The organism is Streptomyces sp. CCM_MD2014, assembly GCF_000772045.1.
GTDB classification, from domain to species: Bacteria; Actinomycetota; Actinomycetes; order Streptomycetales; family Streptomycetaceae; genus Streptomyces; species Streptomyces salinarius.
This window is the reverse complement of the sequence record NZ_CP009754.1, coordinates 7,045,598-7,072,517: the sequence shown is the minus strand read 5'-3', so window position 1 is coordinate 7,072,517 and position 26,920 is coordinate 7,045,598. Positions and strand designations below refer to the sequence as shown.

26 protein-coding genes and 1 pseudogene are annotated in these 26,920 nt (G+C 72.5%); 9 read left to right on the top strand and 18 right to left on the bottom strand.

Going from position 1 to position 26,920, the window contains the following annotated elements; translation table 11 throughout:
• Nucleotides 1-188 precede the first annotated feature (188 nt).
• From cbiE to NI25_RS31500, 6 genes are all read right to left on the bottom strand, one after another.
• Nucleotides 189-1,415 carry a precorrin-6y C5,15-methyltransferase (decarboxylating) subunit CbiE gene (cbiE, locus tag NI25_RS31525; protein WP_061445711.1) on the bottom strand — a complete coding sequence of 409 codons (1,227 nt, stop codon included), beginning with the start codon at nucleotides 1,413-1,415 and terminating at the stop codon, nucleotides 189-191.
• Nucleotides 1,416-1,527: 112 nt separating this feature from the next.
• Nucleotides 1,528-2,166, bottom strand: a complete 639-nt coding sequence (locus tag NI25_RS31520; protein WP_061445710.1) for a GNAT family N-acetyltransferase — start codon at nucleotides 2,164-2,166, stop codon at nucleotides 1,528-1,530.
• A gap of 159 nt (nucleotides 2,167-2,325) precedes the next feature.
• Complete coding sequence (locus NI25_RS31515; protein ID WP_061445709.1) at nucleotides 2,326-3,153, bottom strand: MetQ/NlpA family ABC transporter substrate-binding protein; 828 nt, start codon at nucleotides 3,151-3,153, stop codon at nucleotides 2,326-2,328.
• Nucleotides 3,154-3,224: 71 nt separating this feature from the next.
• Nucleotides 3,225-3,962, bottom strand: coding sequence for a methionine ABC transporter permease (locus NI25_RS31510; protein WP_061445708.1), 738 nt, complete (start codon nucleotides 3,960-3,962; stop codon nucleotides 3,225-3,227).
• The gene (locus NI25_RS31505) at nucleotides 3,959-5,014 is read right to left on the bottom strand and encodes a methionine ABC transporter ATP-binding protein (RefSeq protein WP_061445707.1); all 1,056 of its coding nucleotides are present in this window, start codon (nucleotides 5,012-5,014) and stop codon (nucleotides 3,959-3,961) included. Before NI25_RS31505 ends, NI25_RS31510 begins: the two co-directional genes overlap by 4 nt.
• A 424-nt stretch (nucleotides 5,015-5,438) precedes the next feature.
• Entirely contained in the window at nucleotides 5,439-6,089 is a 651-nt protein-coding gene (locus NI25_RS31500; protein WP_061445706.1) for an HAD family hydrolase, read from the bottom strand.
• Between the two features lie 60 nt (nucleotides 6,090-6,149).
• Between NI25_RS31500 and NI25_RS31495 the strand changes: the two genes are divergently transcribed.
• Together NI25_RS31495 and NI25_RS31490 are read left to right on the top strand one after the other, a co-directional pair.
• Nucleotides 6,150-6,509 (top strand): hypothetical protein, encoded by a 360-nt coding sequence (locus NI25_RS31495; RefSeq protein WP_061445705.1) that lies wholly within the window; start codon nucleotides 6,150-6,152, stop codon nucleotides 6,507-6,509.
• 1 nt (nucleotide 6,510) lies between these two features.
• Nucleotides 6,511-6,927 (top strand): hypothetical protein, encoded by a 417-nt coding sequence (locus NI25_RS31490; RefSeq protein WP_061445704.1) that lies wholly within the window; start codon nucleotides 6,511-6,513, stop codon nucleotides 6,925-6,927.
• A 277-nt stretch (nucleotides 6,928-7,204) separates the two neighbouring features.
• Here the strand turns inward: NI25_RS31490 and NI25_RS31485 are convergent, their stop codons facing one another.
• The 3 genes from NI25_RS31485 to NI25_RS31475 form a co-directional block, all read right to left on the bottom strand.
• Nucleotides 7,205-7,702, bottom strand: coding sequence for a GNAT family N-acetyltransferase (locus tag NI25_RS31485; protein WP_061445703.1), 498 nt, complete (start codon nucleotides 7,700-7,702; stop codon nucleotides 7,205-7,207).
• 57 nt (nucleotides 7,703-7,759) lie between these two features.
• Nucleotides 7,760-8,260 (bottom strand): sigma-70 family RNA polymerase sigma factor, encoded by a 501-nt coding sequence (locus NI25_RS31480; RefSeq protein ID WP_061445702.1) that lies wholly within the window; start codon nucleotides 8,258-8,260, stop codon nucleotides 7,760-7,762.
• A 75-nt stretch (nucleotides 8,261-8,335) separates the two neighbouring features.
• The gene (locus NI25_RS31475) at nucleotides 8,336-9,514 is read right to left on the bottom strand and encodes a glycerophosphodiester phosphodiesterase (RefSeq protein WP_061445701.1); all 1,179 of its coding nucleotides are present in this window, start codon (nucleotides 9,512-9,514) and stop codon (nucleotides 8,336-8,338) included.
• Between the two features lie 441 nt (nucleotides 9,515-9,955).
• Here NI25_RS31475 and NI25_RS31470 point away from each other — a divergent pair.
• Nucleotides 9,956-10,700 (top strand): annotated as a pseudogene (locus tag NI25_RS31470) (lysophospholipid acyltransferase family protein).
• Nucleotides 10,701-10,779: 79 nt separating this feature from the next.
• On the opposite strand, the gene NI25_RS31465 reads toward NI25_RS31470, so the two are convergent.
• The 4 genes from NI25_RS31465 to argH all read right to left on the bottom strand — a co-directional run bounded on the left by NI25_RS31465 (nucleotide 10,780) and on the right by argH (nucleotide 15,476).
• Nucleotides 10,780-12,312 carry an MFS transporter gene (locus NI25_RS31465; protein ID WP_061445699.1) on the bottom strand — a complete coding sequence of 511 codons (1,533 nt, stop codon included), beginning with the start codon at nucleotides 12,310-12,312 and terminating at the stop codon, nucleotides 10,780-10,782.
• Nucleotides 12,309-12,860 (bottom strand): TetR/AcrR family transcriptional regulator, encoded by a 552-nt coding sequence (locus NI25_RS31460; RefSeq protein ID WP_199561054.1) that lies wholly within the window; start codon nucleotides 12,858-12,860, stop codon nucleotides 12,309-12,311. The genes NI25_RS31465 and NI25_RS31460 overlap by 4 nt, the downstream gene beginning before the upstream one ends.
• A gap of 97 nt (nucleotides 12,861-12,957) precedes the next feature.
• A complete protein-coding gene (locus NI25_RS31455; RefSeq protein ID WP_061445697.1) occupies nucleotides 12,958-13,929 on the bottom strand; it encodes an aldo/keto reductase in 972 nt (323 codons plus the stop codon).
• A 119-nt stretch (nucleotides 13,930-14,048) separates the two neighbouring features.
• Complete coding sequence (argH, locus tag NI25_RS31450; protein ID WP_061445696.1) at nucleotides 14,049-15,476, bottom strand: argininosuccinate lyase; 1,428 nt, start codon at nucleotides 15,474-15,476, stop codon at nucleotides 14,049-14,051.
• A gap of 118 nt (nucleotides 15,477-15,594) precedes the next feature.
• Between argH and NI25_RS31445 the strand changes: the two genes are divergently transcribed.
• From NI25_RS31445 to NI25_RS31425, 5 genes are all read left to right on the top strand, one after another.
• Nucleotides 15,595-16,182 (top strand): pyridoxamine 5'-phosphate oxidase family protein, encoded by a 588-nt coding sequence (locus NI25_RS31445; RefSeq protein WP_061445695.1) that lies wholly within the window; start codon nucleotides 15,595-15,597, stop codon nucleotides 16,180-16,182.
• Between the two features lie 3 nt (nucleotides 16,183-16,185).
• Nucleotides 16,186-16,899 (top strand): L,D-transpeptidase family protein, encoded by a 714-nt coding sequence (locus NI25_RS31440; RefSeq protein WP_061445694.1) that lies wholly within the window; start codon nucleotides 16,186-16,188, stop codon nucleotides 16,897-16,899.
• 87 nt (nucleotides 16,900-16,986) lie between these two features.
• Nucleotides 16,987-18,369, top strand: a complete 1,383-nt coding sequence (locus NI25_RS31435) for a ferric reductase-like transmembrane domain-containing protein (protein ID WP_061445693.1) — start codon at nucleotides 16,987-16,989, stop codon at nucleotides 18,367-18,369.
• A gap of 27 nt (nucleotides 18,370-18,396) precedes the next feature.
• A complete protein-coding gene (locus NI25_RS31430; protein WP_061445692.1) occupies nucleotides 18,397-19,191 on the top strand; it encodes an FMN-binding protein in 795 nt (264 codons plus the stop codon).
• A 97-nt stretch (nucleotides 19,192-19,288) separates the two neighbouring features.
• Nucleotides 19,289-20,032: an FAD:protein FMN transferase gene (locus NI25_RS31425; RefSeq protein ID WP_061447176.1), complete on the top strand. Its 744-nt coding sequence runs from the start codon at nucleotides 19,289-19,291 to the stop codon at nucleotides 20,030-20,032.
• A 139-nt stretch (nucleotides 20,033-20,171) separates the two neighbouring features.
• Here the strand turns inward: NI25_RS31425 and NI25_RS31420 are convergent, their stop codons facing one another.
• Genes NI25_RS31420 through argC form a run of 5 tightly spaced genes read right to left on the bottom strand, consistent with a single transcriptional unit; the run spans nucleotide 20,172 to nucleotide 25,017 of the window.
• Entirely contained in the window at nucleotides 20,172-20,711 is a 540-nt protein-coding gene (locus tag NI25_RS31420) for an arginine repressor (RefSeq protein ID WP_061445691.1), read from the bottom strand.
• 7 nt (nucleotides 20,712-20,718) lie between these two features.
• Nucleotides 20,719-21,927, bottom strand: a complete 1,209-nt coding sequence (locus NI25_RS31415; RefSeq protein ID WP_061445690.1) for an acetylornithine transaminase — start codon at nucleotides 21,925-21,927, stop codon at nucleotides 20,719-20,721.
• The gene (argB, locus tag NI25_RS31410) at nucleotides 21,924-22,844 is read right to left on the bottom strand and encodes an acetylglutamate kinase (protein WP_061445689.1); all 921 of its coding nucleotides are present in this window, start codon (nucleotides 22,842-22,844) and stop codon (nucleotides 21,924-21,926) included. The genes NI25_RS31415 and argB overlap by 4 nt, the downstream gene beginning before the upstream one ends.
• Nucleotides 22,841-23,992 carry a bifunctional glutamate N-acetyltransferase/amino-acid acetyltransferase ArgJ gene (gene argJ / locus NI25_RS31405; RefSeq protein WP_061445688.1) on the bottom strand — a complete coding sequence of 384 codons (1,152 nt, stop codon included), beginning with the start codon at nucleotides 23,990-23,992 and terminating at the stop codon, nucleotides 22,841-22,843. The genes argB and argJ overlap by 4 nt, the downstream gene beginning before the upstream one ends.
• Nucleotides 23,989-25,017, bottom strand: a complete 1,029-nt coding sequence (gene argC / locus NI25_RS31400) for an N-acetyl-gamma-glutamyl-phosphate reductase (RefSeq protein ID WP_061445687.1) — start codon at nucleotides 25,015-25,017, stop codon at nucleotides 23,989-23,991. Before argC ends, argJ begins: the two co-directional genes overlap by 4 nt.
• Nucleotides 25,018-25,195: 178 nt before the next feature.
• Between argC and NI25_RS31395 the strand changes: the two genes are divergently transcribed.
• Complete coding sequence (locus NI25_RS31395) at nucleotides 25,196-26,899, top strand: amidohydrolase (RefSeq protein ID WP_061445686.1); 1,704 nt, start codon at nucleotides 25,196-25,198, stop codon at nucleotides 26,897-26,899.
• The last annotated feature ends 21 nt before the right edge of the window (nucleotides 26,900-26,920 follow it).

Genomic DNA, 26,920 nt, shown 5'->3' with positions numbered 1-26,920 from the left:
CGGCCCGCTGTGGACTGCGCCACGTTGCGCGTCCTCCGGTTCTGCCGTACCACACCCACCCCCGAAGGTACGGGTTTTTACGGACATCGCCCGACGAACTGCCGGGTGTCCGCACGCGGTACAACAATCCGCCAGCCTACCCCGCGCAGTATGAACAACCGATCACGGGGCGCGGTCGCCGCCGGTCCTCAGCGGGGTGATTCGCGCCGCACGATCTCTCCGCTGAGCAGGAACGCGACGCTCCGCTCGGTCTCCGTCCAGGCCCGGGTGTCGAGTCCGACGGACTGCACCAGGGCGCACTCGACGCGATAGCCGTGCTCCGTCAGGTCCCTGCCGACGAGTTCGGCCGCGTCACGGGTCGCGGCGTGCGCGACGATGCGCTGCGGGCGGCGGTCGGCGACCGCGGAGACCACGGCCGCTCCCCCGCCGCCGACCCGGACGACGTCCGGTTCGGGGAGGTTCTCCAGGATGTGCGGGGCGTTGCCGTGCACGGTCTGGAGCTGGACGCCGAAGCTCCGTGCGGTGGCCTCGGTGCGGGCGCAGGCGTCCCGGTCCCGGTCGACGGCGATGACGGCGGCGCCGGCGCGGGCGGCCTCGGTGGCGAAGGCGCCGCTGCCGCAGCCGATGTCCCACACGAGGTCGCCCAGACGCGGTCCGAGGCGGGCGAGTTGGGCGGTGCGGAGCAGGTCGGTCTCGCCCTCGCCCAGGTCGCCGCCGTACGCCGCGGCCGGCAGGGACCAGCCGCGCGGTCCGGTGGCGGGGTCGCGGCCGGCGATCCAGCCGGCGCCGTCGCCCGCGGTGGCGGGGCCGGTGCTTCCGCCGGCCACGATGACCACGTTCGGGTCGCGCCAGGTGTGGTCGGCGGCCTTGTCGGAGGTGACGACGGTGACCCGTTCGCGGGTGGTGCCGAGTTCCTCGCAGATGACGAAGGTGCGGTGGACGCCCTCCATCAGCAGCCCGAGTTCGGCCGGCCCAGCGCCCGGTGAGGTGAGGACGGCGACCTTGGTGTGGGCACGGCACACGTTCACCGCGCGGCGCAGGGTGCGGGGGTGGGCGACGACCACGTGGGCGTCGTCCCAGGGCATCCCGGCGCGCGCGAAGGCGGCGGCCACGGAGGAGACGGCAGGGACGACCTCGACCTCCAGGCCGAACTCGGGGGCCCGCAGGGTGCGTACGACGCCGAAGAAGCCGGGGTCGCCGTCTGCCAGTACGACGGTCGTACCGCGATGGGCGGCGAGGCGGCGGGCGGCGAGGGCGACGCTGCCGAGGCGGATGCGTTCGGCGGTGGGCGGTACCTCGGGAAGTGCCAGGTGGTGCGGAGCGCCGGCCACCAGCGTGGCGGCACCCAGTGCGGAGCGTGCCGCGGCGGTCAGCGGCGAACCGTCCCAGCCGATCACCGTGACCCGGTCGGCCATCGTCGTCAGTCTCCAGGGTTTTCGCAGGTGGTGGTCGCGGAGCCGTCGCGGGCGCGCCCCGAGAGGTTACCCAATGCGGCCCGGGCTCGGAGGTGGCGCGGGGCCCCGTGTATCAGTTCCAGTCCGTGAAGGTGGTGAAACCGTCGGTGTCGGTCAGCTGTCCGGTGGTGCCCTCCAGGTCCTCCGGCAGCAGGCTCCACACGATGAAGTCGGTGCGGACGTCCGTCCAGACGCCGTCGTCGGTGCGCACCCGTGCTATGCAGGCGCCGCGCAGGACACCCTCGCTGATGCAGCCGATCTTCTGGGCGACCTGCTGGGAAGCGGTGTTGTCGGCCGCGGTGCGCAGCTCGACGCGTTCGAACTTCTGGTCGCCGAACAGCCACTGTGCGGTGGCGAGCGCCGCCTCGGACGCGTACCCCTCACCCCGGGCCCAGGGGGCGATTATGTACGAGAGTTCGGTGGCCCGTACGTGCCAGTTGGTCTTGGTCAGCCGGATGACGCCGACCAGTCGCTGGGTGAGGAACTCGGTGACGGCGAGGTCGAGCCCCCGGCCCGCGGTGCGCTCGGCGGGGGCGTACTCGCCGATCCAGGTGGCGGCGTTGTCCTCGGTGAAGGGCTGGGGGGCGTGGGTCCAGGCGGCGACCTGCTCGTCGTTCATCATCGCGGCCAGCGCGGGGACGTCGTCCTCGTCGAGGGGGCGCAGCACCAACCGCTCCGTGCTGATGGAGATGTTGGGGAAGGTGCTCGTCATGCGCCGCTCCGTAACCTGTGTAACCGTCAGGGCCTGCTCGAACTGCCCAGCATGCAGCATGAAAGCACTCAACCACACCACCGGGTCCGCCCCGTAGGCACGGAGCGGACCCGGTGGGTGACGCGGGGTTCCGGCCCGGGGAGCGGGCCGGGAGCGGGGTCAGAACGAGGGCAGGACAGCGCCGTCGTACGTGTCCTCGATGAACTTCTTCACCTCGGGCGAGTTGAGGAGCTTCGCGAGCTTCTTGACGCGCGGGTCGTCCTCGTGGCCCTCCTTCACGGCGAGGAGGTTGCTGTTCGGGTTGCCCTTGGCGCTCTCCAGGACGAGGGCGTCCTCGGCCGGCTTCAGGTCGGCCTCGATGGCGTAGTTGCCGTTGACGACCGCCGCGTCCACGTCGTCCAGGGAGCGCGGGGTCTGGGCCGCCTCCAGCTCCTTGAACTCGAGGTTCTTCGGGTTCTTGGTGATGTCCGCGGGAGTCGCCGCGGTCCCGACGCCGTCCTTGAGGGTGATGATCCCGTTGGCGGCGAGCAACTGCAGGGCGCGGCCCTCGTTGACGGTGTCGTTGGGGACGGCGACGGTCGCACCGCTCTTCAGGTCGTCGGCCTTCTTCACCTTGTGGGAGTAGAGGCCCAGGGGTTCCAGGTGCACGTCGACGACGGACACGATGTGGGTGCCGTTCTTCTTGTTGAAGTCGTCGAGGTAGGGCTGGGTCTGGAAGTAGTTGGCCCCCACGGAGCCGTCCTCCGTCGCCGTGTTCGGCGTGACGTAGTCGGTGAACTCCTTGACCTCGAGGTCGAGGCCCGCCTTCTTCGCCAGGTTGTCCTTGACGTAGTCGAGGATCTCGGCGTGCGGGGTGGGGCTCGCGGCGACGACCAGCGGGCCGGAGGTGTCGGAGGCGGAGTCCTTGTCGGAGCCGCAGGCGCTGAGGCCGAGGGTGAGGGCTCCGGCGGCGAGGACGGCGGTGGTGATCTTGGCGGTGTTACGCACGAAAAGTGCCTTTCCTGAGGTGGTGCGACCCCGTTCCGGGTGGCGGACGGGGAGTCTTGAGGGGATTCGGGCTACGCGACCTTGCTCACGTCGGCCGCCGCGGGCTCCTTGGTCTTGAGGAGCCGGAGCCTGGGCCCCGCGCCGCCGCGTCCGCCGCGGCGGTGCAGGGTGCGGGCCGCGTAGTCGCCGGCGAACTGGATCAGCGAGATCGCGACGGCGAGGAGGGCGACGGTGATCCACATGAAGCCGGGCTCGAAGCGCTGGTAGCCGTAGCGGACGGCGAGGTCGCCGAGGCCTCCGCCGCCGACGGTGCCGGCCATGGCGGAGTAGCCGATGAGGGCGATGACCGTGGTCGTGGTGGAGGCGATCAGAGAGGGGAGCGCCTCCGGGACCAGCACCTTGCGTACGACGGTCCAGGTGTTGCCGCCCATGGACTGGACGGCCTCGACGAGCCCTCCGTCGACCTCGCGCACGGCGGTCTCGACGAGCCGCGCGAAGAACGGGATGCCGCCGATGGCGAGCGGCACGATCGCGGCCTCGCTGCCGATGGTGGTGCCGGTGACCCAGCGGGTGAAGCTCATCAGCGCGACCATGAGGATGATGAACGGCATCGAGCGGCCGATGTTCACGACCTGCCCGATGACCTTGTTCACCAGGACGTTCTGCAGCAGTCCGCCGCGGTCGGTGAGGACGAGGAGCACGCCGAGCGGGAGCCCGAGGACGACGGCGATCAGGGTGGACCAGCCGACCATGATCAGGGTCTCCCAGGAGGCCTGTTCCAGCAGCGGCTGCATCTGCGACCAGGTCACTTGGCACCTTCCTTCACCAGCGGGGCCAAAGCGGCCGGTTCGTCGGGCCTCTCGTCCACCACGTCGATCTGCAGGCCCTGTTCGCGCAGGAAGCCGACGGGCACGACGTTGTCCTCGTAGCGGCCGGGCAGTTCGATGCGCATCCGGCCGACCTGGAGGCCGCCGACGGTGTCGATGGCGGCACCGAGGATCGATATGTCGATGTTGTAGGTGCGCGAGAGCTGGGAGATGACCGGCTGGGTGGCGGCCTCGCCGTGGAAGGTGACGTCGAGCACGGTGCGGTCGTCGCCGGAGGCCTCGCCGCCGACCGGGAAGAGCGCGGCGGCCAGTTCGGAGCCCGGGGTGGCGAGGAGTTCGCCGACCGTGCCGGACTCGACGATGCGGCCCCGGTCCATGAGGGCGGCCGAGTCGCAGACGCTCTTGACGACGTCCATCTCGTGCGTGATGAGCAGGACGGTCAGTCCGAGCTGCCGGTTCAGGTCGCGCAGCAGCTGGAGGATGGAGCGGGTGGTCTCCGGGTCGAGGGCGCTGGTGGCCTCGTCGGAGAGCAGGACCTTGGGGTCGCCGGCCAGGGCGCGGGCGATGCCGACGCGCTGCTTCTGGCCGCCGGAGAGCTGGGCGGGGTAGGCCTTGGCCTTGTCGGCGAGTCCGACGAGGTCGAGCAGTTCCAGCGCCTTGCGGGAACGTTCCTTCCCGGACTTGCCGAGGATCTCCAGCGGCAGTTCGACGTTGTCCTGGACGGTCCGTGAGGAGAGCAGGTTGAAGTGCTGGAAGACCATGCCGATACGGCTGCGCGCCTGCCGCAGTTCCCGGCCCGCGCGGGGGCCGCGCCCGGCCAGCGCCGTGAGGTCCTGGCCGGCGACGGTGACCGTGCCGGCGGTGGGGCGCTCCAGGAGGTTGACGCAGCGGATGAGCGAGGACTTGCCGGCGCCGGACTGGCCGATGACGCCGTACACCTCGCCCTCGCGGACGTGCAGGTCGACGCCGTCCAGGGCGGTGACCTCACGGCCGCGTGAACGATAGACCTTGGTGAGGCCCGATGTGGTGATCACGTGGGTTTCCGTCACTGTCGAGTGCGCGGCGCGGTGGTGTGCGCCGGGCACGGGGCGTTGTTCTTCGGGTTCTCGGAGCCCTCGGAACGCGGCACGGTTCTCGCGGTGGCGGTGCGCCATGGCGGTGGGACCGGGGAGAAACGTGTGCGCGGGGCGTGGCTCGGCCGCGTGCGCTCGGGGCGCGGGCGGACGGGAGCGGGCGCTCGCTTCGGGGCGCGAGGCTCAGGTGGTGCGGGGGCCCTCTAGAAGGCGCACATTCGCAGGCACATACAACGAGCACCGGGCGTCGTGGTCGCCTCGGTCGCAGGGGTGCGGTCGCTCGTGGTGCTCATGCCGATCAGTAAAGCAGACCGGCTCCTGTGAGCGGACACCGCTGTCCGCATGGTGGACAGCGGTGGACGCTAGCCGGTCGCCAGGGCGCGGTTCAGTCCCGTACGGAGATCTCGATTCCCGCGTCGGTGACCAGTGCGGACAGGGCCGAGAGGTCCTCGACGACCAGGTCGGCGTCGAGTTCGCCGGCCGGGTGGGTTGTGGCCAACGCCACGGTCCGCATGCCGGCCGCGCGGCCCGCCCGCAGTCCGGCGGGGGCGTCCTCGAAGACCACGCAGGCGGCCGGGTCGACGCCCAGGGCGCGGGCGCCGAGCAGGTAGGGCTCGGGGTCGGGCTTGCCGCGGGTGATGTCGTCGGCCGCCACGAGAGTCTTGGGGAGGATGCCGACGGCGTCGAGGCGGGCCTCGGCGAGGCGCCGGGTGGCGGAGGTGACGACGGCCCAGCGGTCGGCCGGGAGCGCGTCGAGGAACTCGCGGGTACCGGGCAGCAGGTGCACGCCCCCGCCCGGCACGTCCTCGACCTCCAGTTGTTCGATCCGTGCGACGGCCTCGGCGACCCTCGCGGTGGGCAGCAGGTCGGCGGCTATCTCGGCGGCCGGCCGCCCGTGCAGTTCCACCTGCCCGAACCGCTCGGCGGTGATCCCGTACTCGACGGCCCAGCGCGTCCAGCAGCGGCGCACCGAGTCCAGGGTGGAGACGAGGGTGCCGTCGTTGTCGAACAGGAGGGCCTGTGCGTGGAGCTTCATGCCCCCGACCCTACGGGGCCGGGGACCTCGGCCCGTTTCGGCCGTAATAGGCTCGCTGCCATGCTTGACGTCCTGACGCTGGTGACCGGCGTCGCCGCCCTGCTGCTCGCCGCCTGGTGCGGCTGGGCCGCCTACCGTGACCAGCCGACGAAGGACTGGCACTTCATCGGCATGGCCGTGGTCTCGGCGCTGGCGCTGGTCCAGCTGGTGGTCGGGGTCGTGCAGCTGGCGCGCGGCGAGGAACCGGAGCAGGGCACGACGATTTTCGTGGCGTATCTGCTCGGCGCCTTCGCCTGCGTACCGGCGGCGGGGTTCATGTCGCTGGCCGAGCGCACCCGCTGGGGTTCGGTGACGGTGGCCGCCGGCGGTGTCGTCCTCGCCGTCCTCGAGGTCCGGCTGTATGACATCTGGGGAGGCTGACGTGGTGGCCACGGAGGAGAGGCAGACCGGTCGGCGCCTGATCAGCGGGCCCGGCATCCTGCTGGTGTGGCTGTACGGCGTGATGGTCGTCGGCGCGGTGTCGCGGTCGGTGTACCAGATCGCCACCGAGCTGGACCGGGCGCCGCTCGCCTACTCGCTGTCGGCCGTCGCGGGCGTCGTCTACGGGTTCATCACGTACACCCTGGTGCGCGGCGGCGAGACGGCCCGCAGGGCGGCGCTGGTGTGCTGCGCCGCCGAGCTGGTGGGCGTGCTGACGGTCGGCACCTGGACGCTGGTGGAACCGTCCGCCTTCCCGGACGCGACCGTGTGGTCGGACTACGGGATGGGGTACCTCTTCATTCCGGTGCTGCTGCCGCTGTCGGCCCTGTACTGGCTGCGCCGGGCCCGCACCGCGTAGGGCCTGTCCGGCGGTTCAGGCCGCAGGTAGGACGCGGTACCTCGGCGGCGCCGGTGTGCCGGGGTCTGGTGCGCGCAGCCGCAAGGCGGAGGAGGGCGGCGACGCGGTGGGGTCCCCTCGCGCGAGCGGCGCCGAGCGAGGGGGAGTTGACAACCGACGACGACGCCGCTGGGGCACTCCCACGCCCTGCGGGCAGTGCGGGAGAGCGTGCCGGACCCCGCGTCTGCGGCATGTTCCGCCGGACGGGCCCGACGGTCGTCGGGGCACCGGCGGTCGCTCAGGCCGTGGTCGCGTACGTCTCCGCCGGCTTCTCCAGGACGATCATGGGTACGCCGTCGGCGCCCTCGGCGGTCCCCACCGTCTCGTAACCGACCCTGCGGTACAGCCGCAGATTGCTCTCGCTGCGGTGCCCGGTGTGCAGCCGGAAGCGCTTGGCGCCGCGCTCCTCGGCCAGGGCGGACTCCGCGGCCCGCAGCAGCCGGGCCCCGATGCCGTGCCCCTGGAGACGGGGGTGGACGCAGAGTTTGCCGATGGACGCCGCCCCGCCCTCGGTCACCCGCCCCCGTACCGAGCCGACGACCTCGTCGCCGAGCCGCGCCACGAAGACGCAGTCGGCGGCGACCTCCTCGCGCACGGAGTCCAGGGTCTGGACGAGCGGGTCGATGCGGTAGTTGGCGTACAGCGCCGCCTCGCTCTGGAAGCAGAGGTACTGCAGCCGGAAGATCTGCTCGGCATCCTGTTCGGTCGCCGCCGAGATGGTCACGCTCATGCCCATGTGCGCATGCCTCCCGCTCACCTGATCACCTGTGGTCCCCCACTCCTATCCCCGTCCTCAGCCCGCCGCAACCTCCGGCGTCAGCAATCGCCGCAGACATCCCAGACATCGGGAGCGTTCCGGACCAAGACTGCCCTGTGAGATACCCAACTCCCCCGCGATCTCCCGGTATGTGAGGTCCTTGGGCGACAACAGGGCCTCCATCAGCCGGGGACAGCGGCCCGGCAGCCGGCGCACGGCGTCCCGCAGCGCTCGGTGCCGGGCCGCGGTGAGCGCGAGCCGCTCGGGCTCGTGGGCGTCCTCGGCGACACCGGCGGGTTCGGTCCCGTACGGCCGCTCGTTGCGGACCCTGCGGCGGGTGCGGCGGGCCTCGGTGCGCACGGCACTGCGCAGCCAGCGGTGCGGGTCCGAGGGCGGCCCCTCGGACTCCAGGCGTTCGAGCAGGCGCAGCCAGACCGCCTGTTCCAGGTCGCCGGGTTCGGCCCCGGAGGCATATGCCTCGGCCGAGGCCTCGGCGGTGAGGAGGGGGCGCAGGGAGGTGACCAGGTCGTGCGTCATATGCACGTCGACGCGGCCGCCCGGGCCGCGGGTTGCCCGGGCGGCCGGAGCTTCACCCCAACCGGGGTCGCCCGCTCAGCCGTTGACGAAGTCCTCGCGGGCCAGCACCCCCGTGTCCGGGTTGTCCGTGAAGACGCCGTCGATGCCGGTGGCGAAGTAGGTCCGGAAGGCGCCGAAGACGTCGCCGTAGGCGTCGGGGTCGCCGCCCTTGCGGAACTCCGCGGGCAGGAAGGGATTCTCGTTGCGCATGGTGTACGGGTGCAGGATCAGACCCGCCCGGTGCGCGTCGCGGACGAGCGTCGTCGGCTCGGTGAGACGGCCCGCGGAGTCCTTGGGGATGACCAGGTCGAGGGTGGGGCCGATGCCCTGGGCGTAGGAGGCGATCTCCTTCAGGCCCTCGGGCGTGATGAGGTCGGCGGTGGTGCGCGGGTCGCCGGTCTCGACGAAGTCCCAGGGACGGCTGTCCGCGCCGGACAGCAGGACGGCGAGGGGGTTGCGGACCAGCTTGTTCATCCGCTGGATGCTGGTGGGTTCGAAGGACTGGATGATGACGGGCGAGTTCTTCCGGTCCTTGCCGTACGCGCGCAGCAGCCGCGCCAGGCGCTCCTCCGTGCCCAGGCCCAGCTTGCGGAAGTAGGTGGGGTGCTTGAGCTCGGGGTAGATCCACACCTGCTTGCCGCGCTTGCGGGTCTGCTCGTCCTGCCAGCGCAGCACCTCCTCGAAGGTGGGGATCTCCCAGCGCCCGTCGTACAGCGTGTTGTGCGGCCGGTTGGCCGGGACGCGCTCGGTGGCGCGGAGCGTCTTGAGTTCGGCGAGCGTGAAGTCCTCGGTGAACCAGCCGGTGACCGGGACGCCGTCGAGCGACTTGGTGCGCTTGCGGTCGGCGAATTCGGGGTGGTCGGCGACGTCGGTGGTGCCGCCGATCTCCGGCTCGTGCCGGCAGACGAGGTGACCGTCCTTGGTGGGGACCAGGTCGCCGGCCTCGACGATGTCGGCGCCCAGGTCGAGGGCCAGCTCGTAGGAGCCGAAGGTGTGCTCGGGGCGGTAGCCGCTGGCGCCGCGGTGGCCGATGACCGTGGGTACGGGCAGGCTCTTAAGCCCGCCGCCGCGTCCCCCGCCGTGCCGGGCGTCGGCGGCTCTCGCCGCGCCGGGCAGCCCGAGGACGGCCCCGCCCGCGCCGAGCACCGCCGCGCCGAGGAGCGCCCGCCGTCCGGTGGTGCCGCCCGCCTGCTCGTCCGACCTCTGCGTTCCCATGGGGCCCTCCTGTCGTCGACCGTCCCGTGCGGGCCGATCGTAGGGGCGCGTACATGACGAGCGGGAGACCGCGGCCGGAACACGCGGGTGCGCGGAGGTGTCGTGTCGCGGGTGCGGGCGATGCCGTAGCGGGGACGGACGGCCGGTGTGCCGCCGGCGTGCCGGGGTAGGCGGGAAGCACCACGTCCCGGTGGCCGGGAAGCACAGGCCCGGTGGCCGGGAAGCACACGTCCGGTGGTTTCGCCCGGGCGGCGCGCCTCACGCGGTGTGCGCGTCGCGTGTGCTTGGATCCGGGCCGTGTCCGCACCACGGAACCTCGCCCGGGCTCTTCGCGGGCGCGACCTGCCTCACATCCGGGCGGGGTCGCGGCCGCGCGCGACGCCCCGGCTCCGCAGGTGAACGCGCGTCAACCCCGCGCGGCCCCCGGACAACCCGAGGTGCGTGACCCCCCGGACCGCGAGTAATGTCCTCACCTGCACAGACTCATACCGCATCCCCGACACCGGAGGACCCGTTGTCCCGCTTCGTGTTCATCAAGGCAGTGCTCGGTCCGATCATGCGCCTGATGTTCCGCACACGGGTGGAGGGTGTGGAGAACATCCCCGGCGACGGTCCGGTGATCCTGGCCGGCAACCACCTCACCTTCATCGACTCGGTGATCATGCCGCTGACCTGCGACCGGCAGGTCTTCTTCATCGGCAAGGACGAGTACGTCACCGGCAAGGGCCTCAAGGGGCGGCTGATGGCCTGGTTCTTCACCGGGGTCGGCATGGTCCCGGTCGACCGGGACGGTGGCCGGGGCGGGGTGGCGGCGCTGATGACCGGCCGCCGCATCCTGGAGGAGGGCCACGTCTTCGGCATCTACCCGGAGGGCACCCGCTCCCCCGACGGCCGCCTCTACCGCGGTCGCACCGGCATCGCCCGGCTGACGCTGATGACGGGCGCCCCGGTCGTCCCGTTCGCCGTCATCGGCACCGACAAGCTCCAGCCGGGCGGCGCGGGCCTGCCCCGGCCGGGCAGGGTCACGGTCCGCTTCGGCGAGGCGATGGAGTTCTCCCGCTACGAGGGCATGGACCGCGACCGCTACGTCCTGCGGGCGGTGACCGACTCGGTGATGGCCGAGGTCATGCGGCTGTCCGGTCAGGAGTACGTGGACATGTACGCGAGCAAGGCGAAGGCGGCGTAGTTCCGCGAAACCGCGTACGCGATACGGCGGACCGCTCGGTGAGCGGTCCGCCGTATCGCGTTGGTGCGCGGTGCTGCCGTTACGGGTGTTCCGCCCCGTCCTCCAGGCGCTGGCCCCGCAGCAGGAACCAGGCCGCCGCGGCGGCGGCCAGGAGCACCGCCGCACCGACGCCCGCCGCGAGGGTCAGGCCGTCGACGAAGGCCTGGCGGGCGGAGTCGAGCAGCGTCTCGGCGGTGGGGGCGGGGAGCCGGGCCGCCGCCTCCACCGCGCCGCCCAGCGACTCGTGGGCCGCGTCCGGGGTGCCCGCGGGGCCGGTGAAGTCGCGGTAGACACCGGTCACGATGGAGCCGAGCACCGCGATGCCGAGGGCGGCGCCGAGTTCGTACGCCGTCTCGGAGACCGCGGAGGCGGCGCCCGCCTGTTCCCCGGGGACGCTGGAGAGGATCACGTCGGCGGTGACGGTGAACGCGAAGCCCGCGCCGAGGCCGACGACCAGCAGGGCAGTGCCGAGCAGCGGGTAGCCGGTGTGCTGTCCGATGACGGTCAGCGCGGCGAGCGCCAGGCCGACGGCGGCGAGTCCGCCGGAGACCACGGCACGGACGGAGAAGCGCCGCGCCGCACGGCCGGCGATCAGGCCCGCGACCACCGCGCCGACGGCGGCGGGCAGTTCGGCCAGGCCCGCCTCGAAGGGCCGCCTGCCCTGGACGAGTTGCAGGTACTGGGAGAGGAAGAACACCAGCCCCGACAGGCCCAGGATGGTCAGCAGGTCGGCCAGGACCGCGCCGCTGAAGCCGCGGTTGCGGAACAGCCGCATGTCGAGCAGCGGGACCGGCATGGTCAGCTGGCGGCGGACGAAGCCGTAGAGCGCGGCGGCGCCCAGCAGACCCGCGGCGAGCGTGGCCCAGGCGAACCCGTGGGCGGCGGTCTCCTTGACCGCGTACACGACGCCGACCATCCCGATCAGCGACAGGGCGACGCTGGCCAGGTCCCAGGGGCCCGGGTTCGGGTTGCGGGACTCGGGCAGCAGTTTCACGCCGACGACGACCAGGACGGCCATCACGGGCAGGTTGATCAGGAAGACGGAGCCCCACCAGAAGTGCTCCAGCAGGAACCCGCCGACGACCGGGCCGACCGCCGCTCCGGCGGACGCGGCCGCGCCCCAGATGCCGACGGCGAGGCTGCGTTCGCGCGGGTCGTGGAACAGGTTGCGGATCAGGGCGAGGGTGGCGGGCATCAGGGTCGCGCCCGCGACGCCGAGCAGGGCCCGGGCGAGGATCATCACCTCGGGCGTGTGCGCGTAGGCGTTGAGGACGGAGATCGCGCCGAACGCGGTGGCGCCGACGAGCAGGATCCGTTTGCGTCCGACGCGGTCGCCGAGGCTGCCCATGGAGACGAGCAGACCGGCGATGACGAAGGAGTAGACGTCGCCGATCCAGAGCAGCTGGGTGCCGGAGGGCGCGAGGTCCTCGCTGATGTAGGGGGTCGCGAGACCGAGGACGGTCGCGTCGACGGCCACCAGCAGCACGGCCAGCACCAGGACGGACAGCGCCAGCCAGCGGCCGGGGCGCTTCACCGCCTCGGCCGGGTGGGCCGGCTGCAGGGTGCGGTTCATGGTTCCTCTCTCCGGAGCGCGCCGCCGAGCAGCAGCTCGACGATCATGTGGGTGAAGTCGTTGCGGGCCACGCGGCCCTCGGCCACGGCCCAGGCGCCGGAGGCCAGCAGGCCGTACAGCGCCTCGGTGAGCCAGGCGGGCGTGAGGTCGATGCGGAACTCGCCGCTCTCCTGGCCTCTGCGGAACAGCTCGGTGAGCCCGGCGTCGATGCGGGCCCAGCCCTCGTTCTGCTCGTCGCCCTCGAAGAGCTGGTTCTCCGTGTAGAGGAAGGCGAGCAGGGCGGTGGAGGGTTCCATCGCGCGCACCAGCCGGCGCACCGCGTCGGCCGCCGGTCCCTCGTCGGTGCGGGCCGCCTCCAGGGCGGCCTCGCACTCGGCGATGCCCAGCGACTCGAGCGCCCGCACGAGGGCGTCGCGCCCGGCGAAGTGCCGGTGCAGCGTGGCCCGGCTGATCCCGGCGGCCCTGGCGACCTCGTCCATGGTCGCGGTGGATTTCCGGGTCAGCAGGGCCGCGGCGCTGCGCAGTACCTGTTCACGATCGACGGCCATGAGACAACGATAACCCACATGAGACACCTTTGTCTCACACAGGGCATGCGTGACTCACCACTGGCGGTCGGTCACGCATACGGAGAGGCCGGCGGTCTCAGTGCCAGGGCAGCTGTCCGCGGCGCTCCCAGTAGGCGTCCGGGGGCTCGACGAGGGTGCCGAGGCGTGCCACCTGGTCGCCGTCCAGGTCGACCACGGCGGCGTGCAGGTTGGAGCCCAGCTGGTTCACGGTCGCGGCGCCGGACAGCACGACGCCGGCCCAGGGCTGGCGCAGGATCAGGGCGAGGGCGACCGCGTCGCAGCCCAGCGCCGTCTCCTCCGCGACGGCCTTGAGGACGGAGGGCGCGTACTGGTCCGCGAGGCGGCCGTTGGCCATGCCCTCCTTGACGATCACGGTGAGCCCGGCCTCGTGCGCCTCCGCCAGCGCGGGACCCGCGGAGGTCTCCAGCGCGTTGTACGTCGACTGGACGGTACGGAAGAGGGGCTCGCCGTCGACGGTCACGGCGAGCGCGGCGCGGATGGCGTCGGCCTGGGCGGGGCCGCTGGTGGAGAAGCCGATGGTGCTGCCCTGCGCGGCGGCCTCGGCGAGCCTGGCGTGCAGGTCCTTGTCGGTGAGGGCCGGGCTGTCCGGGGTGAGCGAGTGGATCTGGTAGAGGTCGAGCCGGTCGCCGAGCAGGGCGTCGGTCTCGGCGCGCTGGCGGTCGTACGTGGCGACACCGTGGTCCTTGACCTCGTGCTTCTCGGCGTCGGTCGACCAGTCGGCGGTGTAGGTGTACCCCCACTTGCTGCCGACGACGACGTCGTCGACGTCGGGACGGTCCCGGAGCCAGTCGGCGAGGAACTCCTCGGAGCGTCCGTAGGAGCGGGCCGCGTCGAAGTAGCGCACGCCCTGCGCGTAGGCGGCGTCGAGGAGGTCGTGGGTGCGTTCGCGCAGCGCCTCGACCGTGCGGTCGGCCGGCAGGTCCCGGTCGCGGCCGAGGTTGATGTAGCCGGGACGGCCGACGGCGGCGAGACCCAGTCCGATGTGGCAGGTGGGGGTGGTCGCCGCGGCCAGGCGGGCGAAGGGCATCGCGGGCTCCGTTCGGTCGGCTGCTGAAGCTGTTGCGCCGCTCGGCGGCTGGGCTGCCGAGCTGTTGACCAACGTAACCGCGATGCCCTCCGGGCACACCGGCTGATGCTGCGGTGCTGCTACTTCTCGGCGTCCGCCCAGGCGTGCTGGGCCGCCACGTCCGCCTTCACCTCGGCGAGCTGCACGGCGACCGCGCTGGGCGCCGTACCGCCGCGCCCGCTGCGGGAGGCGAGGGCGCCGGGGACGTTCAGGACGGTGCGCACCTCGGGGGTGAGGTGCTCGGAGATCTTGGCGAACTGCTCGTCGGTCAGCTCGTCCAGCTCCTTGCCGTCGGCCTCGGCGACCTTGACGCACTCGCCGGCCACCTCGTGCGCGACGCGGAACGGCACGCCCTGCTTGACCAGCCACTCGGCGATGTCGGTGGCGAGCGAGAACCCGGCCGGGGCCAGCTCCTCCATCCGCTCGCGGTGCACGGTGAGGGTGGCCATCATGCCGGTGAAGGCGGGGAGCAGGATCTCCAGCTGGTCGATGGAGTCGAAGACCGGCTCCTTGTCCTCCTGGAGGTCGCGGTTGTAGGCGAGCGGGAGGGCCTTGAGGGTCGCCATCAGGCCGGTCAGGTTGCCGATGAGCCGCCCGGACTTGCCGCGGGCCAGCTCGGCGATGTCGGGATTCTTCTTCTGCGGCATGATCGAGGAGCCGGTGGAGAAGGCGTCGTGGAGGGTGACGAAGGAGAACTCCTTCGTGTTCCAGATGATGATCTCCTCGGCGATGCGGGAGACGTTGACGCCGATCATCGCGGTGATGAAGGCGAACTCGGCGACGAAGTCCCGGGAGGCGGTGCCGTCGATGGAGTTGCCGGCGCTGCCGTGCTGGAAACCGAGGTCACGGGCGACGGCCTCCGGGTCCAGGCCGAGGCTGCTGCCCGCGAGCGCGCCCGAGCCGTACGGGGAGACGGCCGTGCGCTCGTCCCACTGGCGCAGCCGCTCCGCGTCCCGGCCGAGCGCCTGGGCGTGGGCGAGGACGTGGTGGGCGAAGAGCACCGGCTGGGCGTGCTGGAGGTGCGTGCGGCCGGGCATGGCCACGTCCGGGTGGGCCTCGGCGAGGCCGATCAGCGCGTCCTGGAGATCGGCGATCAGACCGCCGACGGTACGGGCGTGGTCCCGCAGGTACATCCGGAAGAGGGTCGCCACCTGGTCGTTGCGGGAGCGGCCGGCGCGCAGCTTGCCGCCGAGGTCGGGGCCGAGGCGCTCCAGCAGGCCCCGCTCCAGGGCGGTGTGGACGTCCTCGTCGGCGATGGTGCCGGTGAAGGAGCCGTCGGCGACGTCCGCCTCCAGCCGGTCCAGCCCGGCGATCATCCGGGTCAGCTCGTCCTCGGTGAGCAGCCCCGCCTTGTGCAGCACGCGCGCGTGGGCACGCGAACCGGCGATGTCGTAGGGCGCGAGCCGCCAGTCGAAGTGGACGGACGCGGACAGCTTGGCCAGGGCCTCGGCGGGACCGTCGGCGAAACGGCCGCCCCAGAGCCGGACGTCACCGCTGTTGCTGCTCACTTGGGTCGCTCCTCACCGTACGATCACTGTCCTGCATGAGTATGCAGAACCATGCATGATTCGTCAATCTCGCGGCTCGGCGGCGCCCGCCCCGCCCCGCACCCCATAATCGTTAGACATGGGAAAGACTTACGAGCGCATAGACGGCAGACTCCGCACCTTCATCGAGGCGCAGCCTCTCTTCTTCACCGCCACCGCTCCCCTGGCCGGCGACGGCACGGTCAACCTGTCCCCCAAGGGCCTCACCGGCTGCTTCGCGGTGCTCGACGAACTCACCGTGGCCTACCTCGACTTCGCGGGTTCCAACGCGGAGACCATCGCACACCTGCGGGAGAACGGGCGCATCACCCTGATGTGGTGCGCCTTCCAGGGCCCCCCGAACATCGTGCGGGTCCACGGCCGCGGCGAGCCGGTCTTCCGCGACGACCCCCGCTTCCCGGAACTGCTCACCCACTTCCCGGACATCGACACCACCGTGCACGGTCTGCGCGCCGTCATCGTCGTGCACGCCGAGCTGATCCGCGACACCTGCGGCTACGCCGTCCCCTTCATGGCCTACGAGAGCGACCGGGACCTGCACGGCAAACGGTTCGCCCGTGAGGACGACGCCTCGCTCAGCGCGTACTTCACCAAGAAGGAGCACATCGCCCACAGCATTGACGGTCTCCCCGGGCTGCCGCTTCCCCTGCCCCCGTCTAGCGTCTGAGCCATGCGCCCCGGTGTCCTCGTCGCCGTCCTCGTCTCCGCCTCCCTCCTCACCCCCGGTGCCGGCCCCGCCGACGGGTCCGCCTCCCGGCCGCTGCCGGCCCGGATGGCGGACACCGGCGGCGGCACCCAGCTGATCACCGCGGTCGCGCCGGACACCGGATCGACCACGGGCACCGTCACCTGGTGGGACCGCGGCGGCGACGGCCGCTGGGTGGCGGCCGGTTCCGCGCCCGCCCGCTTCGGCTCCGGCGGACTCACCGAAGGGGCCACGCGCGTCCAGGGAACGAACACCACGCCGACCGGGCTGTACGGCCTGCCGTACGCCTTCGGCATCGAGGCGGCACCGCGCGGGACGGCGTACCGGTACCGCCCGGTCCGGCAGGACTCCTGGTGGTGCCAGGACAACGCCTCCCGCTCCTACAACCGCTGGACCGAGCCGCGCCCCGCCGACTGCCGCGCCGCCGAGGCCGAGCACCTGATCGCGTACCGCACCCAGTACGCGTACGCCCTGGTCGTCGGCTTCAACTACGACCGCCCCGTGCGCGGCCGCGGCGCGGGCATCTTCCTGCACGTCGACGGGCGCGGGGCGACGGCGGGCTGCGTGTCGGTGCCCGAGGACGCCATGCGGCGGATCCTTCGGTGGGCACGGCCGGCGCAGCGGCCGCACCTCGCGATCGGGACCTCGGGCGGGGCGACGGCGATCACCCGCTACTGAATCCGGAGGGCACGGCCGGCACGGCTGAACGCTCGACCGGCACGGCGCGTATCTGTGGGCCAAGGGTCAAGTCCCCACGGAGGAACCGTGACCACCACGCTCGCCGGCGGCCGTGCCGCCCGCCGTCAGACGATGCGGCGCATCCGTCCGCGCCGCTCCCCCGCCGTCCCCCTGCTGCTCGCCGTGTGGGCGGGCGCGGCGGGCGTGTTGTGGCTGTGGTGGCGCAACACGCCCGCCATCTCCGACGACACCGGCAGGATCCTCGGCGCGGGCCGGATCACCGGTCTGCTCGCCGGGTACCTGATGGCGCTGGTGGTGCTGCAGATGGCCCGGGTGCCGGCGCTGGAGCGGCGGGTCGGGTCCGACCGGGTCGCCCGCTGGCACGCCATGACCGGCCGCTACACCCTCTGCCTGGTCCTCGCCCACGTCTTCCTGATCATGTGGGGCTACGCGGCGCAGGCCGGCAAGGGCCTCGGCGACATCGTCACGCAGACGGTCGACTCCGTGAACCGGCTTCCGGACATGGGCAAGGCCGCCGTCGGCACCGGCCTGCTGGTCGTCATCGGGCTGCTGTCCGTCGGCCCCGTGCGCCGCCGCATCCCGTACGACGCCTGGTACCACGTGCACCTGCTCACCTACGCGGCGGTGTTCCTGACCTTCTGGCACCAGTTGACCACCGGCAACGACTTCGCCGTCGAGCCGCTCGCCGGCACCGTCTGGTACGCGCTGTACGGCTCGGTGACCGCCCTGGTGCTCTGGTACCGGGTGCTGACCCCCCTGCGCCTCAATCTGCGGCACCGGATGCGGGTAGAGGCGGTGATCGAGGAGACGCCCGGCATCGTGTCGGTGCTGATCGGCGGGCGCCGCCTGCACCGGATGGGTGCGCAGGCCGGGCAGTTCTTCCGCTGGCGGTTCCTCGCGCCGGGGATGCGGTTCAGCTCCCACCCGTACTCGCTGTCGGCGGCGCCGCGCCCGGACCTGCTCCGGATCACCGTGAAGGCGATCGGCGACCACAGCGCCCGGCTGCGCGAGCTGGAGCCGGGCACCCGGGTGTGGGCGGAGGGGCCGTACGGCGCCCTGACCGCACAGCGCCGCAGCCGCGGCAAGGTGCTGCTGGTGGCGGGCGGGGTGGGGATCACGCCGATGCGGGCGCTGTTCGAGACGCTGCCCGGTGCCTCCGGCGACATCACGCTGCTCTACCGGGCCAACAGCACCCAGGACCTGGCGCTCTGGGACGAACTGGCCGGCATCGCCGACGAGCGCGGTGCCCGGCTGATGTACGCGGTCAACAGCCCGGACGGGGAACGCCCGGACATCTCCGCGGAGACCCTGGCCCGGAAGATCCCGGACGTCGAGCGCCACGACGTCTTCCTGTGCGGGCCGCCCGGCTTCGCCCAGTCGGTGTACGAGGCACTGCGCGGCGCGGGGGTCCCCGCCCGCCGTATCCACCACGAGTCGTTCGAGATGTGAGCGACGGTCATCAGGAGTCCAGGACCCATGAGGAAAAGCCACCCCGTTCGGCGTGCCGTGCTCGCCGGGGCCGCCACCGTGTCCGGGATCGTGCTGCTGCTGTCACTGAAACCGGCGTCCGATCCGGGCTCCGCCTCGGCGGCGGGCGGCGCGGCGCCGCCCGCGGCCGCACAGTCGCCGCAGGGCGGCCGGGGCGCCGGGGCCGGCACCGTCACGGGTGACGCGGCCGCTACGCAGTACGGTCCCGTGCAGGTCCGGCTCACCGTGAGCGACGGGAAGATCACGAAGGCCGAGGCCGTTCAGGCGCCCAAGGGCGGGCAGAGCGACCGGGTCACCGCGGACGCGGTGCCCAGGCTGAACCGGGCGGCGGTCGCGGCCGGCAGCGCCGACATCGACGCGGTCTCGGGAGCCACCTACACCAGCGCCGGGTACGTGAAGTCCCTCCAGTCGGCCCTCGACAAGGCGGCCGCGGCGGCCGGGTCCGGCGCCGAAGCCGGAGCGGGAGCCGGAGCCGGAGCCGCCGAAGAGGGCGCCGGAGCCGGGCAGGGCACGCAGGTGCTCACCGGTGACGCGGCGCAGACCCAGTACGGCCCCGTGCAGGTCCGGGTGACGGTCAGCGGCGGGAAGATCACCGACGTCGAGACCCTCCAGGCGCCCAAGGGCGGCCGCAGCGACCGCATTACGGCCGACGCCGTACCGAAGCTCGACCGGGCCGCCGTCGCCGCGGGCAGCGCCGACATCGACGCGGTGTCGGGGGCCACCTACACCAGCGCGGGGTACAAACAGTCCCTCCAGTCGGCACTGGACCGGGCCGGTGGCTGACGCCGTGACCGAGGCCGAGCCGGAGTCCGGGGCCGGGGCCGGGTCCGAGTCCGGGTCCGCACAGGCTCCCGCCGTGGTGCGTCACGTGGAGGAGGCGATGGGGACCGTCTTCTCCTTCGACGTCCGCGGCGGGAAACCCGCGTCGGTACGGGCGGCGCTGGACGAGGCGGTCGCCGGACTGCACCGGGCCGACGAGGTGTTCAGCACGTACCGGGACGGCAGCGAGATCTCGCGGCTGGCGCGCGGCGAACTGACCGTCGGGGCCTGTGCGCCGGAGGTCGCCGAGGTGCTGGAGCTGGCGGCGGAGGCGGAGCGGGTGAGCGACGGCTGGTTCAGCACGCGGTACGGGGGCCGGCTCGATCCGACCGGCATCGTCAAGGGCTGGGCCGTGGAGCGTGCGGCGCGGCGGATCGCGGCGCTGGTCCCCGGTGCGAGCGGTGTCAGCGTCAACGGGGGCGGGGACGTGCAGCTGCTCGGGACGCCGGGTGCGGCACGTCCGTGGCGGGTCGGGGTGTCGGACCCGCTGCGGCCGGGCGGCCTCGCGGCGGTCGTCTCGGCGGCGGGGACGGCGGAGCTGGCCGTGGCGACGTCCGGCTCCGCCGAGCGGGGCGCGCACGTCGTCGATCCCCGCACCGGACGCTCGGCGGTGACCGACCTGCTGTCCGTGACGGTGGTGGCGCCCCGGCTGACGTGGGCGGACTGCTGGGCGACGGCGGCCTTCGCGATGGGGGCGCGGGACGGGTTGCGGTGGCTGGAGTCACTGCCCGGCGTCGAGGGGCTGCTGATCACGGCGGGAGACGAGGTGCGGTGCACGGGAGGGCTGGCGGCTCGTTTGGGCTGAGGTACCGGCGTGGCACTGGCCCGCGTCCGCGGGGTGCCGCCCGCGCCCACCCGTGCCGCCCCAGCGGCACGACTGTCCTCGGCCGCGGGGGCGTGGGGAACTGCGCGGCCGGCCACCGACCACCCGCAGTCGGCGGAGCTCAGCCCCCGTTCTGGGCCAGGCGCAGCAAGTGGTCCGCCAGGGCCTGCCCGCCCGTCGGGTCCCGGCTGATCAGCATCAGCGTGTCGTCACCCGCGATCGTCCCCAGGATGTCGTGCAGTTCCGCCTGGTCGATGGCCGAGGCGAGGAACTGCGCCGCCCCCGGAGGGGTGCGCAGGACCACGAGGTTCGCGGACGCCTCCGCGGAGATCAGCAGCTCCGCGGAGAGCCGCCGCATCCGCTCCTCCTTGGCCGACTCCCCGAGCGGCGCCCGCGGGGTGCGGAAACCGCCCTCGCTGGGCACCGCGTAGATGAGGTCGCCGTCGGTGTTGCGGATCTTGACCGCGTTCAGCTCGTCCAGGTCCCGGGAGAGCGTCGCCTGGGTGACGGTGAGCCCGTCGTCAGCGAGCAGCTTCGCCAGCTGGCTCTGCGAGCGGACCGCCTGCCGGTTGAGGATGTCCACGATCCGGCGGTGGCGTGCGGTGCGGGTCTGCGGCAGGGCGGGCCCGGCCGTCTGCTCGTGCTCCTGCGCGTGACTCATCGTCGTCTCATTCTCCGGATCGTCCGTCCCCGTGGGCCGTCTCGGCGGCCTGGTCAAGAATGCCGGGCAGCGCCCCGAGGAACGCGTCCACCACGTCGTCGCCGAGGTTCAGCGCGGGCATCAGCCGTACGACATCGGGGGCGGGCGCGTTCACCAGGATTCCGGCGTCCTGAGCCGCCTGCTGCACCCGGGCGGCGAGCGGCTCGGTGAGCACGATACCCAGGAGGAGTCCGGCGCCCCGGACATGGGCGACCAGCCGGTGGCCGAGGGCTTCGACGCCGCCCCGGAGTTTCTCGCTCTGCCGCTTGACGTTGTCCAGCAGTCCCTCGCCGGCGATGGTGTCGAGGACGGCGAGTCCGGCGGCGCAGGCGACCGGGTTGCCGCCGAAGGTCGTGCCGTGGTGGCCGGGCTGGAGCAGGTCGGCGGCGCGGCCGAAGGCGACCGTCGCGCCGAGCGGCAGCCCGCCGCCGAGGCCCTTGGCGAGGGTGACGACGTCCGGCAGGACGCCCTCGTGGGCCTGGTACTCGAACCAGTGTCCGGTCCGGCCGATGCCGGTCTGCACCTCGTCGAGGACGAGCAGCGCACCGGTGGCGGCGGTGATGGCGCGGGCCGCCTTCAGGTAGCCGGGGGGCGGGACGACGACGCCGTTCTCGCCCTGGATCGGCTCGATGACCACCAGCGCCGTCTCCTCGGTGACCGCGGCGGCCAGCGCCTGCGGGTCGCCGTACGGCACGTGCGTGACGTCGCCGGGCAGCGGCAGGAACGGTTCCTGCTTGCCGGGCTGGCCGGTCAGCGCCAGGGCGCCCATGGTGCGGCCGTGGAATCCGCCCTCGGTGGCGACCATGTGCGGCCGCCCGGTCAGCCGCCCGATCTTGAAGGCGCCCTCGTTGGCCTCGGCCCCGGAGTTGCAGAAGTAGACCTTGCCGTCGCGGCCGAAGTGCTGGAGGAGCCGTTCGGCGAGGGCGACGGGCGGTTCGGCGATGAAGAGGTTGGAGACGTGGCCGAGGGAGGCGATCTGCCGGCTCACGGCGTCGACCACCGCGGGGTGGGCGTGGCCGAGCGCGTTGACCGCGATGCCGCCGACGAAGTCGAGGTACTCCGTGCCGTCGGCGTCCCACAGCCGGGCACCCTCACCGCGCACCAGCGGCAGGCGCGGCGTGCCGTAGTTGTTCATGAGCGTGCCCTGCCACCGCTCGGTCAGCTCCGCGTTGCTCACGACTCCCCCTCTTCGTCCGGCACGACCATCGTGCCGATCCCCTCGTCGGTGAAGATCTCCAGCAGGATCGAGTGCTGGACCCGGCCGTCGATGACGCGGGCGGTGGTGACGCCGTTGCGCACGGCGTGCAGGCAGCCCTCCATCTTCGGCACCATGCCGCTGGACAGGTCGGGCAGCAGTTTTTCCAGCTCGGACGCGGTGAGACGGCTGATCACCTCGTCGGAGTCCGGCCAGTCCTCGTAGAGGCCCTCGACGTCGGTGAGGACCATGAGAGTCTCGGCGCCGAGCGCCGCAGCGAGTGCCGCAGCCGCCGTATCAGCATTGACGTTGTAGACATGGTGGTCGTCCTGGGAACGGGCGATCGACGAGACGACCGGGATGCGGCCGTCGGCCAGGAGTGCCTCGATGGCACCGGTGTCGATCTCGGTGATCTCGCCGACCCGGCCGATGTCGACGAGCTCGCCGTCGATCTCGGGCTGGTGCTTGGTGGCGGTGAGGGTGTGGGCGTCCTCGCCGGTGAGGCCGACGGCGAGCGGTCCGTGCTGGTTGAGCAGCCCGACCAGCTCGCGCTGCACCTGTCCGGCGAGCACCATCCGTACGACGTCCATGGCGTCCTCGGTGGTGACGCGCAGTCCGGCCTTGAACTCGCTGACGATGCCGTGCTTGTCGAGGGCGGCGCTGATCTGCGGACCGCCGCCGTGCACGACGACGGGCTTGAGGCCGGCGTGCCGCAGGAAGACGACGTCCTGGGCGAAGGCGGCCTTGAGGTCCTCGTCGATCATGGCGTTGCCGCCGAACTTGATGACGACGGTCCTGCCGTGGTGCCGGGTGAGCCAGGGCAGCGCCTCGATGAGGATCTGGGCCTTGGGGAGCGCGGTGTGCTTCCGCGTGGGTGCGTTGCTCGTTCCGTTGCTCATGAGGAGTACGCGCTGTTCTCGTGGACGTAGTCGGCGGTGAGGTCGTTGGTCCAGATGGTGGCGGTGGCGTCGCCCGCGGCGAGGTCGGCGACGATGTGCACCTCGCGGTAGCGCATGTCGACCAGGTCGCGGTCCTCGCCGACGCCGCCGTTCTTGCAGACCCAGACGCCGTTGATGGCCACGTTGAGCCGGTCGGGCTCGAATGCGGCGGACGTGGTGCCGATGGCGGAGAGCACGCGGCCCCAGTTGGGGTCCTCGCCGTGGATGGCGCACTTGAGCAGGTTGTTGCGGGCGATGGTGCGGCCCACCTGGACGGCCTCGTCCTCGGTCGCGGCGTTCACGACCTCGATCCTGATGTCCTTGCTGGCGCCCTCGGCGTCGCGGATCAGCTGCTGTCCGAGGTCGTCGCAGACGGCGCGGACGGCCTCGGCGAAGGCGTCGTACTCGGGGGTGACGCCGGAGGCGCCGGAGGCGAGCAGCAGCACGGTGTCGTTGGTGGACATGCAGCCGTCGGAGTCGACCCGGTCGAAGGTGACCCGGGTGGCGGCGCGCAGGGCGCGGTCCAGTGCCTCGGTCTCCAGGTCGGCGTCGGTGGTGATCACGACGAGCATGGTGGCGAGCCCGGGGGCGAGCATGCCCGCGCCCTTGGCCATGCCGCCGACGGTCCAGCCGTCCTTCGTCACGACGGACGTCTTGTGCACGGTGTCGGTGGTCTTGATGGCGATGGCGGCCTTCTCGCCGCCGTGCTCGGAGAGCTGACCGGCGGCCGTCTCCACGCCCGGGAGCAGCTTGTCCATGGGGAGCAGTACGCCGATGAGCCCGGTGGAGCAGACGGCGACCTCGCCCGCGCCCGTCCCGAGCACGTCGGCGGCCTTCTCGGCGGTGGCGTGGGTGTCCTGGAAGCCCTTGGGCCCGGTGCAGGCGTTGGCGCCGCCGGAGTTGAGCACGACGGCGGTCAGCTCACCGCTCTTGAGGACCTGCTCCGACCACAGGACCGGCGCGGCCTTGACGCGGTTGGAGGTGAAGACGCCCGCGGCGGAGCGTCGGGGGCCGGTGTTGACCACGAGGGCCAGGTCGGGGTTGCCACTCTCCTTGATCCCGGCGGCGATGCCCGCCGCCGTGAATCCCTTTGCTGCCGTCACACTCACGGCGCAACTCCGATCGTCGTCAGTCCGGTGGTCTCGTCGAGACCGAGGGCGATGTTCATGCTCTGGACGGCACCGCCCGCGGTGCCCTTGGCCAGGTTGTCGATGGCGCCGATGGCGATGATCCGGCCCGCGGCGGCGTCGTACGCGACCTGCACCTGGACGGCGTTGGAGCCGTACACGGAGGCGGTCGCGGGCCACTGTCCCTCGGGCAGCAGGTGCACGAAGGGCTCGTCGGCGAAGGCCTTCTCGTAGGCGGCCCGGACCGACTCGGCGGTGACGCCGGGCTTGGCCTTCGCGGTGCAGGTGGCGAGGATGCCGCGCGGCATCGGCGCGAGGGTCGGCGTGAAGGAGACGGTGACCGGCTCGCCGGCGACCGCGCCGAGGTTCTGGATCATCTCGGGGGTGTGCCGGTGGCCGCCGCCGACGCCGTACGGCGACATGGAGCCCATGACCTCGCTGCCCAGCAGGTGCGGCTTGGCCGCCTTGCCCGCGCCGGACGTCCCGGAGGCGGCGACGATCACCGCTTCGGGCTCGGCCAGTGAGGCGGCGTAGGCGGGGAAGAGGGCCAGGGAGACGGCCGTGGGGTAGCAACCGGGCACCGCGATGCGCTTGGACCCCTCCAGCGCGGCGCGGGCGCCCGGAAGTTCGGGGAGGCCGTAGGGCCAGGTGCCGGCGTGCGGGGAGCCGTAGAACGTCTCCCAGTCGGCCGCGTCCTTGAGCCGGAAGTCGGCGCCCATGTCGACGACGAGGACCTCCGGGCCGAGCTGCTCGGCGACGGCGGCGGACTGCCCGTGCGGCAGCGCGAGGAAGACGACGTCGTGCCCCGCGAGGACGTCCGCCGTGGTCGGCTCCAGCACCCGGTCGGCCAGCGGCAGCAGGTGCGGCTGCAGCGCGCCGAGCCGCTGACCCGCGTTGGAGTTGCCGGTCAGGGCGCCGATCTCCACCTCGGGGTGGGTCAGGAGCAGGCGCAGCAGCTCACCGCCCGCATACCCGCTCGCTCCGGCCACCGCCGCACGTACCGCCATGGGAAACCCTCCTCCTGGATGGCATGACTATACGTTTCCTTGCACGTTTATGCAATCCCGCCCCGGCGCGTGCGCGTATCGGTGGGATGACCGATGTGCCGGGGCCGACGGCGCGGCCATAGTCCTCGGGAGATCGTTTCCGGGCGTCCTGGCGCGCCCGGTGGTGAAAGGACCTTCTGTGGACGCGTACGCGGATCTGGTGTTCGTCGGCGGGCGAGTGGTGACGGTCGACGCGGAGTTCTCCGTCGCCTCGGCCCTGGCGGTGACCGGAGGGATCATCAGCGCCGTCGGATCGAGGGACGACGTGGCGCCGCTGGCCGGGCCCGGCACGCGCGTGGTCGATCTGCGCGGGGCGACCCTCCTTCCCGGCATCAACGACTCCCACCTGCACGGCTGCGCCTTCGGCATGGCGACGCCGCCGCTCTCCCTCGACGTCGGCCATCCCGCCGTCTCGTCCCTGGCGGACGTGGCCGCGGCGGTGCGGGAGGCCGTCGGGCGGACCCCGGAGGGCGAGTGGATCACCGGGCACGGCTGGGACACCGGCTACCTCGACGAGTGCGTCCGCGATCCGTCGAGGCTGCCCTCGCGCCACGACCTCGACGCCGTGAGCCCGGACCGCCCCGTCGCCCTGTACTCCTTCTCCGGGCACGCGACCTGGGTCAACTCCAAAGCCCTGGAGCTCGTCGGCATCGACCGCCGCACCGTCGCGCCGCCGGGCGGGGCCGTCGTCGTGGACGGGGCCGGGGAGCCGACCGGGCTGCTCCAGGAGGGAGCCCAGGCCCTCGTCCAGAACGCGCTGCCGCCGCTCGGCCGGCGGGAGCGGACCGACGCCGTCAGGTCGACCCTGGCCACGCTCGCCCGGCTCGGCGTGACCAGCTACACCGAACCCGGGCTCGGCCCCGGCGGCGCCGGCATCATGCGCGGCGCGCTCGGCGCCGAGACCCTCGACGTCTACCGCCGGCTGCTGGCCGACGGCGAGCTGACCGCCCGTGTCGGCGTTCTGCTCCTGCCCACCGGAATGGCGAGCACCGCCGAGGAGTTCGCCCGGGCCCTCGACGCCCTCGACGAGTCCCGCGGCACCGATCCGCGCCGCCTCGCGATCCTCGGGGTCAAGATCTTCGCCGACGGCATCGTCCCCAACCGGACGGCGTGGATGCACGAGCCCTACGTCGGCGGCGGCTGCGGCTCGCTGTGCGTCGGCGGCGAGACCGACGCCGAGCGGGTCGCCGAGATCGGTGCCATGATCCGGCACGCCCACGCCGCCGGGCACCAGCTGGGCGTGCACGTGACCGGCGACCGGGCCATCGACACCGTCGCCGACTCCTTCGCCGCGGCCGTGGCCGGGCATCCGCGGCCCGACCCCCGCCACTACGTCATCCACGGCGACTTCCTCACCGCGCACAGCATGGAGGTGCTGGCCGCGCACGGTTTCGGGGTGAACATGAACCCCACCATCAAGTGGACCGTCGCGGACATGGAGGAGGCCTTCGTCGGCCCCGGAAGAGCCGCGTACGCGTGGCCGTACCGCGCCGCCCTCGACGCCGGGGTGAGGGTCGCCAGCGGATCCGACGCACCCGTCACGTTCCCGGACTGGCGTCAGGGCGTCGCCACCATGGTGCTGCGGGAGTCGAAGGCCGCCGGCCGGGTCAGCGGACCCGAGCAGCGCATCGGCCTGGCGGAGGCCATCCGCACGTACACGATCGACGCGGCGTGGCAGGACTTCGCCGACGACTGGAAGGGCTCGCTGGAGCCCGGCAAGGTCGCCGACCTCTGCGTGCTCGACGGGGATCTGCTCACCGCCGACCCCCACGACATACCGGAGATGCCCGTCCTGCTCACCGTCGTGGACGGGCGGGTCGTCCACGACGCCCTCCGCGATTGACCCCGCCCCGGCACATGATCA

Bases quoted from the DNA above. Each gene is read 5' to 3' on its own strand.
- cbiE (WP_061445711.1), bottom strand. From the start codon at position 1,415: ATGGCCGACCGGGTCACGGTGATCGGCTGGGACGGTTCGCCGCTGACC.
- NI25_RS31520 (WP_061445710.1), bottom strand. From the start codon at position 2,166: ATGACGAGCACCTTCCCCAACATCTCCATCAGCACGGAGCGGTTGGTG.
- NI25_RS31500 (WP_061445706.1), bottom strand. From the start codon at position 6,089: ATGAAGCTCCACGCACAGGCCCTCCTGTTCGACAACGACGGCACCCTC.
- NI25_RS31495 (WP_061445705.1), top strand. From the start codon at position 6,150: ATGCTTGACGTCCTGACGCTGGTGACCGGCGTCGCCGCCCTGCTGCTC.
- NI25_RS31485 (WP_061445703.1), bottom strand. From the start codon at position 7,702: ATGGGCATGAGCGTGACCATCTCGGCGGCGACCGAACAGGATGCCGAG.
- NI25_RS31480 (WP_061445702.1), bottom strand. From the start codon at position 8,260: ATGACGCACGACCTGGTCACCTCCCTGCGCCCCCTCCTCACCGCCGAG.
- NI25_RS31475 (WP_061445701.1), bottom strand. From the start codon at position 9,514: ATGGGAACGCAGAGGTCGGACGAGCAGGCGGGCGGCACCACCGGACGG.
- NI25_RS31465 (WP_061445699.1), bottom strand. From the start codon at position 12,312: ATGAACCGCACCCTGCAGCCGGCCCACCCGGCCGAGGCGGTGAAGCGC.
- NI25_RS31460 (WP_199561054.1), bottom strand. From the start codon at position 12,860: ATGGCCGTCGATCGTGAACAGGTACTGCGCAGCGCCGCGGCCCTGCTG.
- NI25_RS31455 (WP_061445697.1), bottom strand. From the start codon at position 13,929: ATGCCCTTCGCCCGCCTGGCCGCGGCGACCACCCCCACCTGCCACATC.
- NI25_RS31445 (WP_061445695.1), top strand. From the start codon at position 15,595: ATGGGAAAGACTTACGAGCGCATAGACGGCAGACTCCGCACCTTCATC.
- NI25_RS31440 (WP_061445694.1), top strand. From the start codon at position 16,186: ATGCGCCCCGGTGTCCTCGTCGCCGTCCTCGTCTCCGCCTCCCTCCTC.
- NI25_RS31430 (WP_061445692.1), top strand. From the start codon at position 18,397: ATGAGGAAAAGCCACCCCGTTCGGCGTGCCGTGCTCGCCGGGGCCGCC.
- NI25_RS31425 (WP_061447176.1), top strand. From the start codon at position 19,289: ATGGGGACCGTCTTCTCCTTCGACGTCCGCGGCGGGAAACCCGCGTCG.
- NI25_RS31420 (WP_061445691.1), bottom strand. From the start codon at position 20,711: ATGAGTCACGCGCAGGAGCACGAGCAGACGGCCGGGCCCGCCCTGCCG.
- argB (WP_061445689.1), bottom strand. From the start codon at position 22,844: ATGAGCAACGGAACGAGCAACGCACCCACGCGGAAGCACACCGCGCTC.
- argC (WP_061445687.1), bottom strand. From the start codon at position 25,017: ATGGCGGTACGTGCGGCGGTGGCCGGAGCGAGCGGGTATGCGGGCGGT.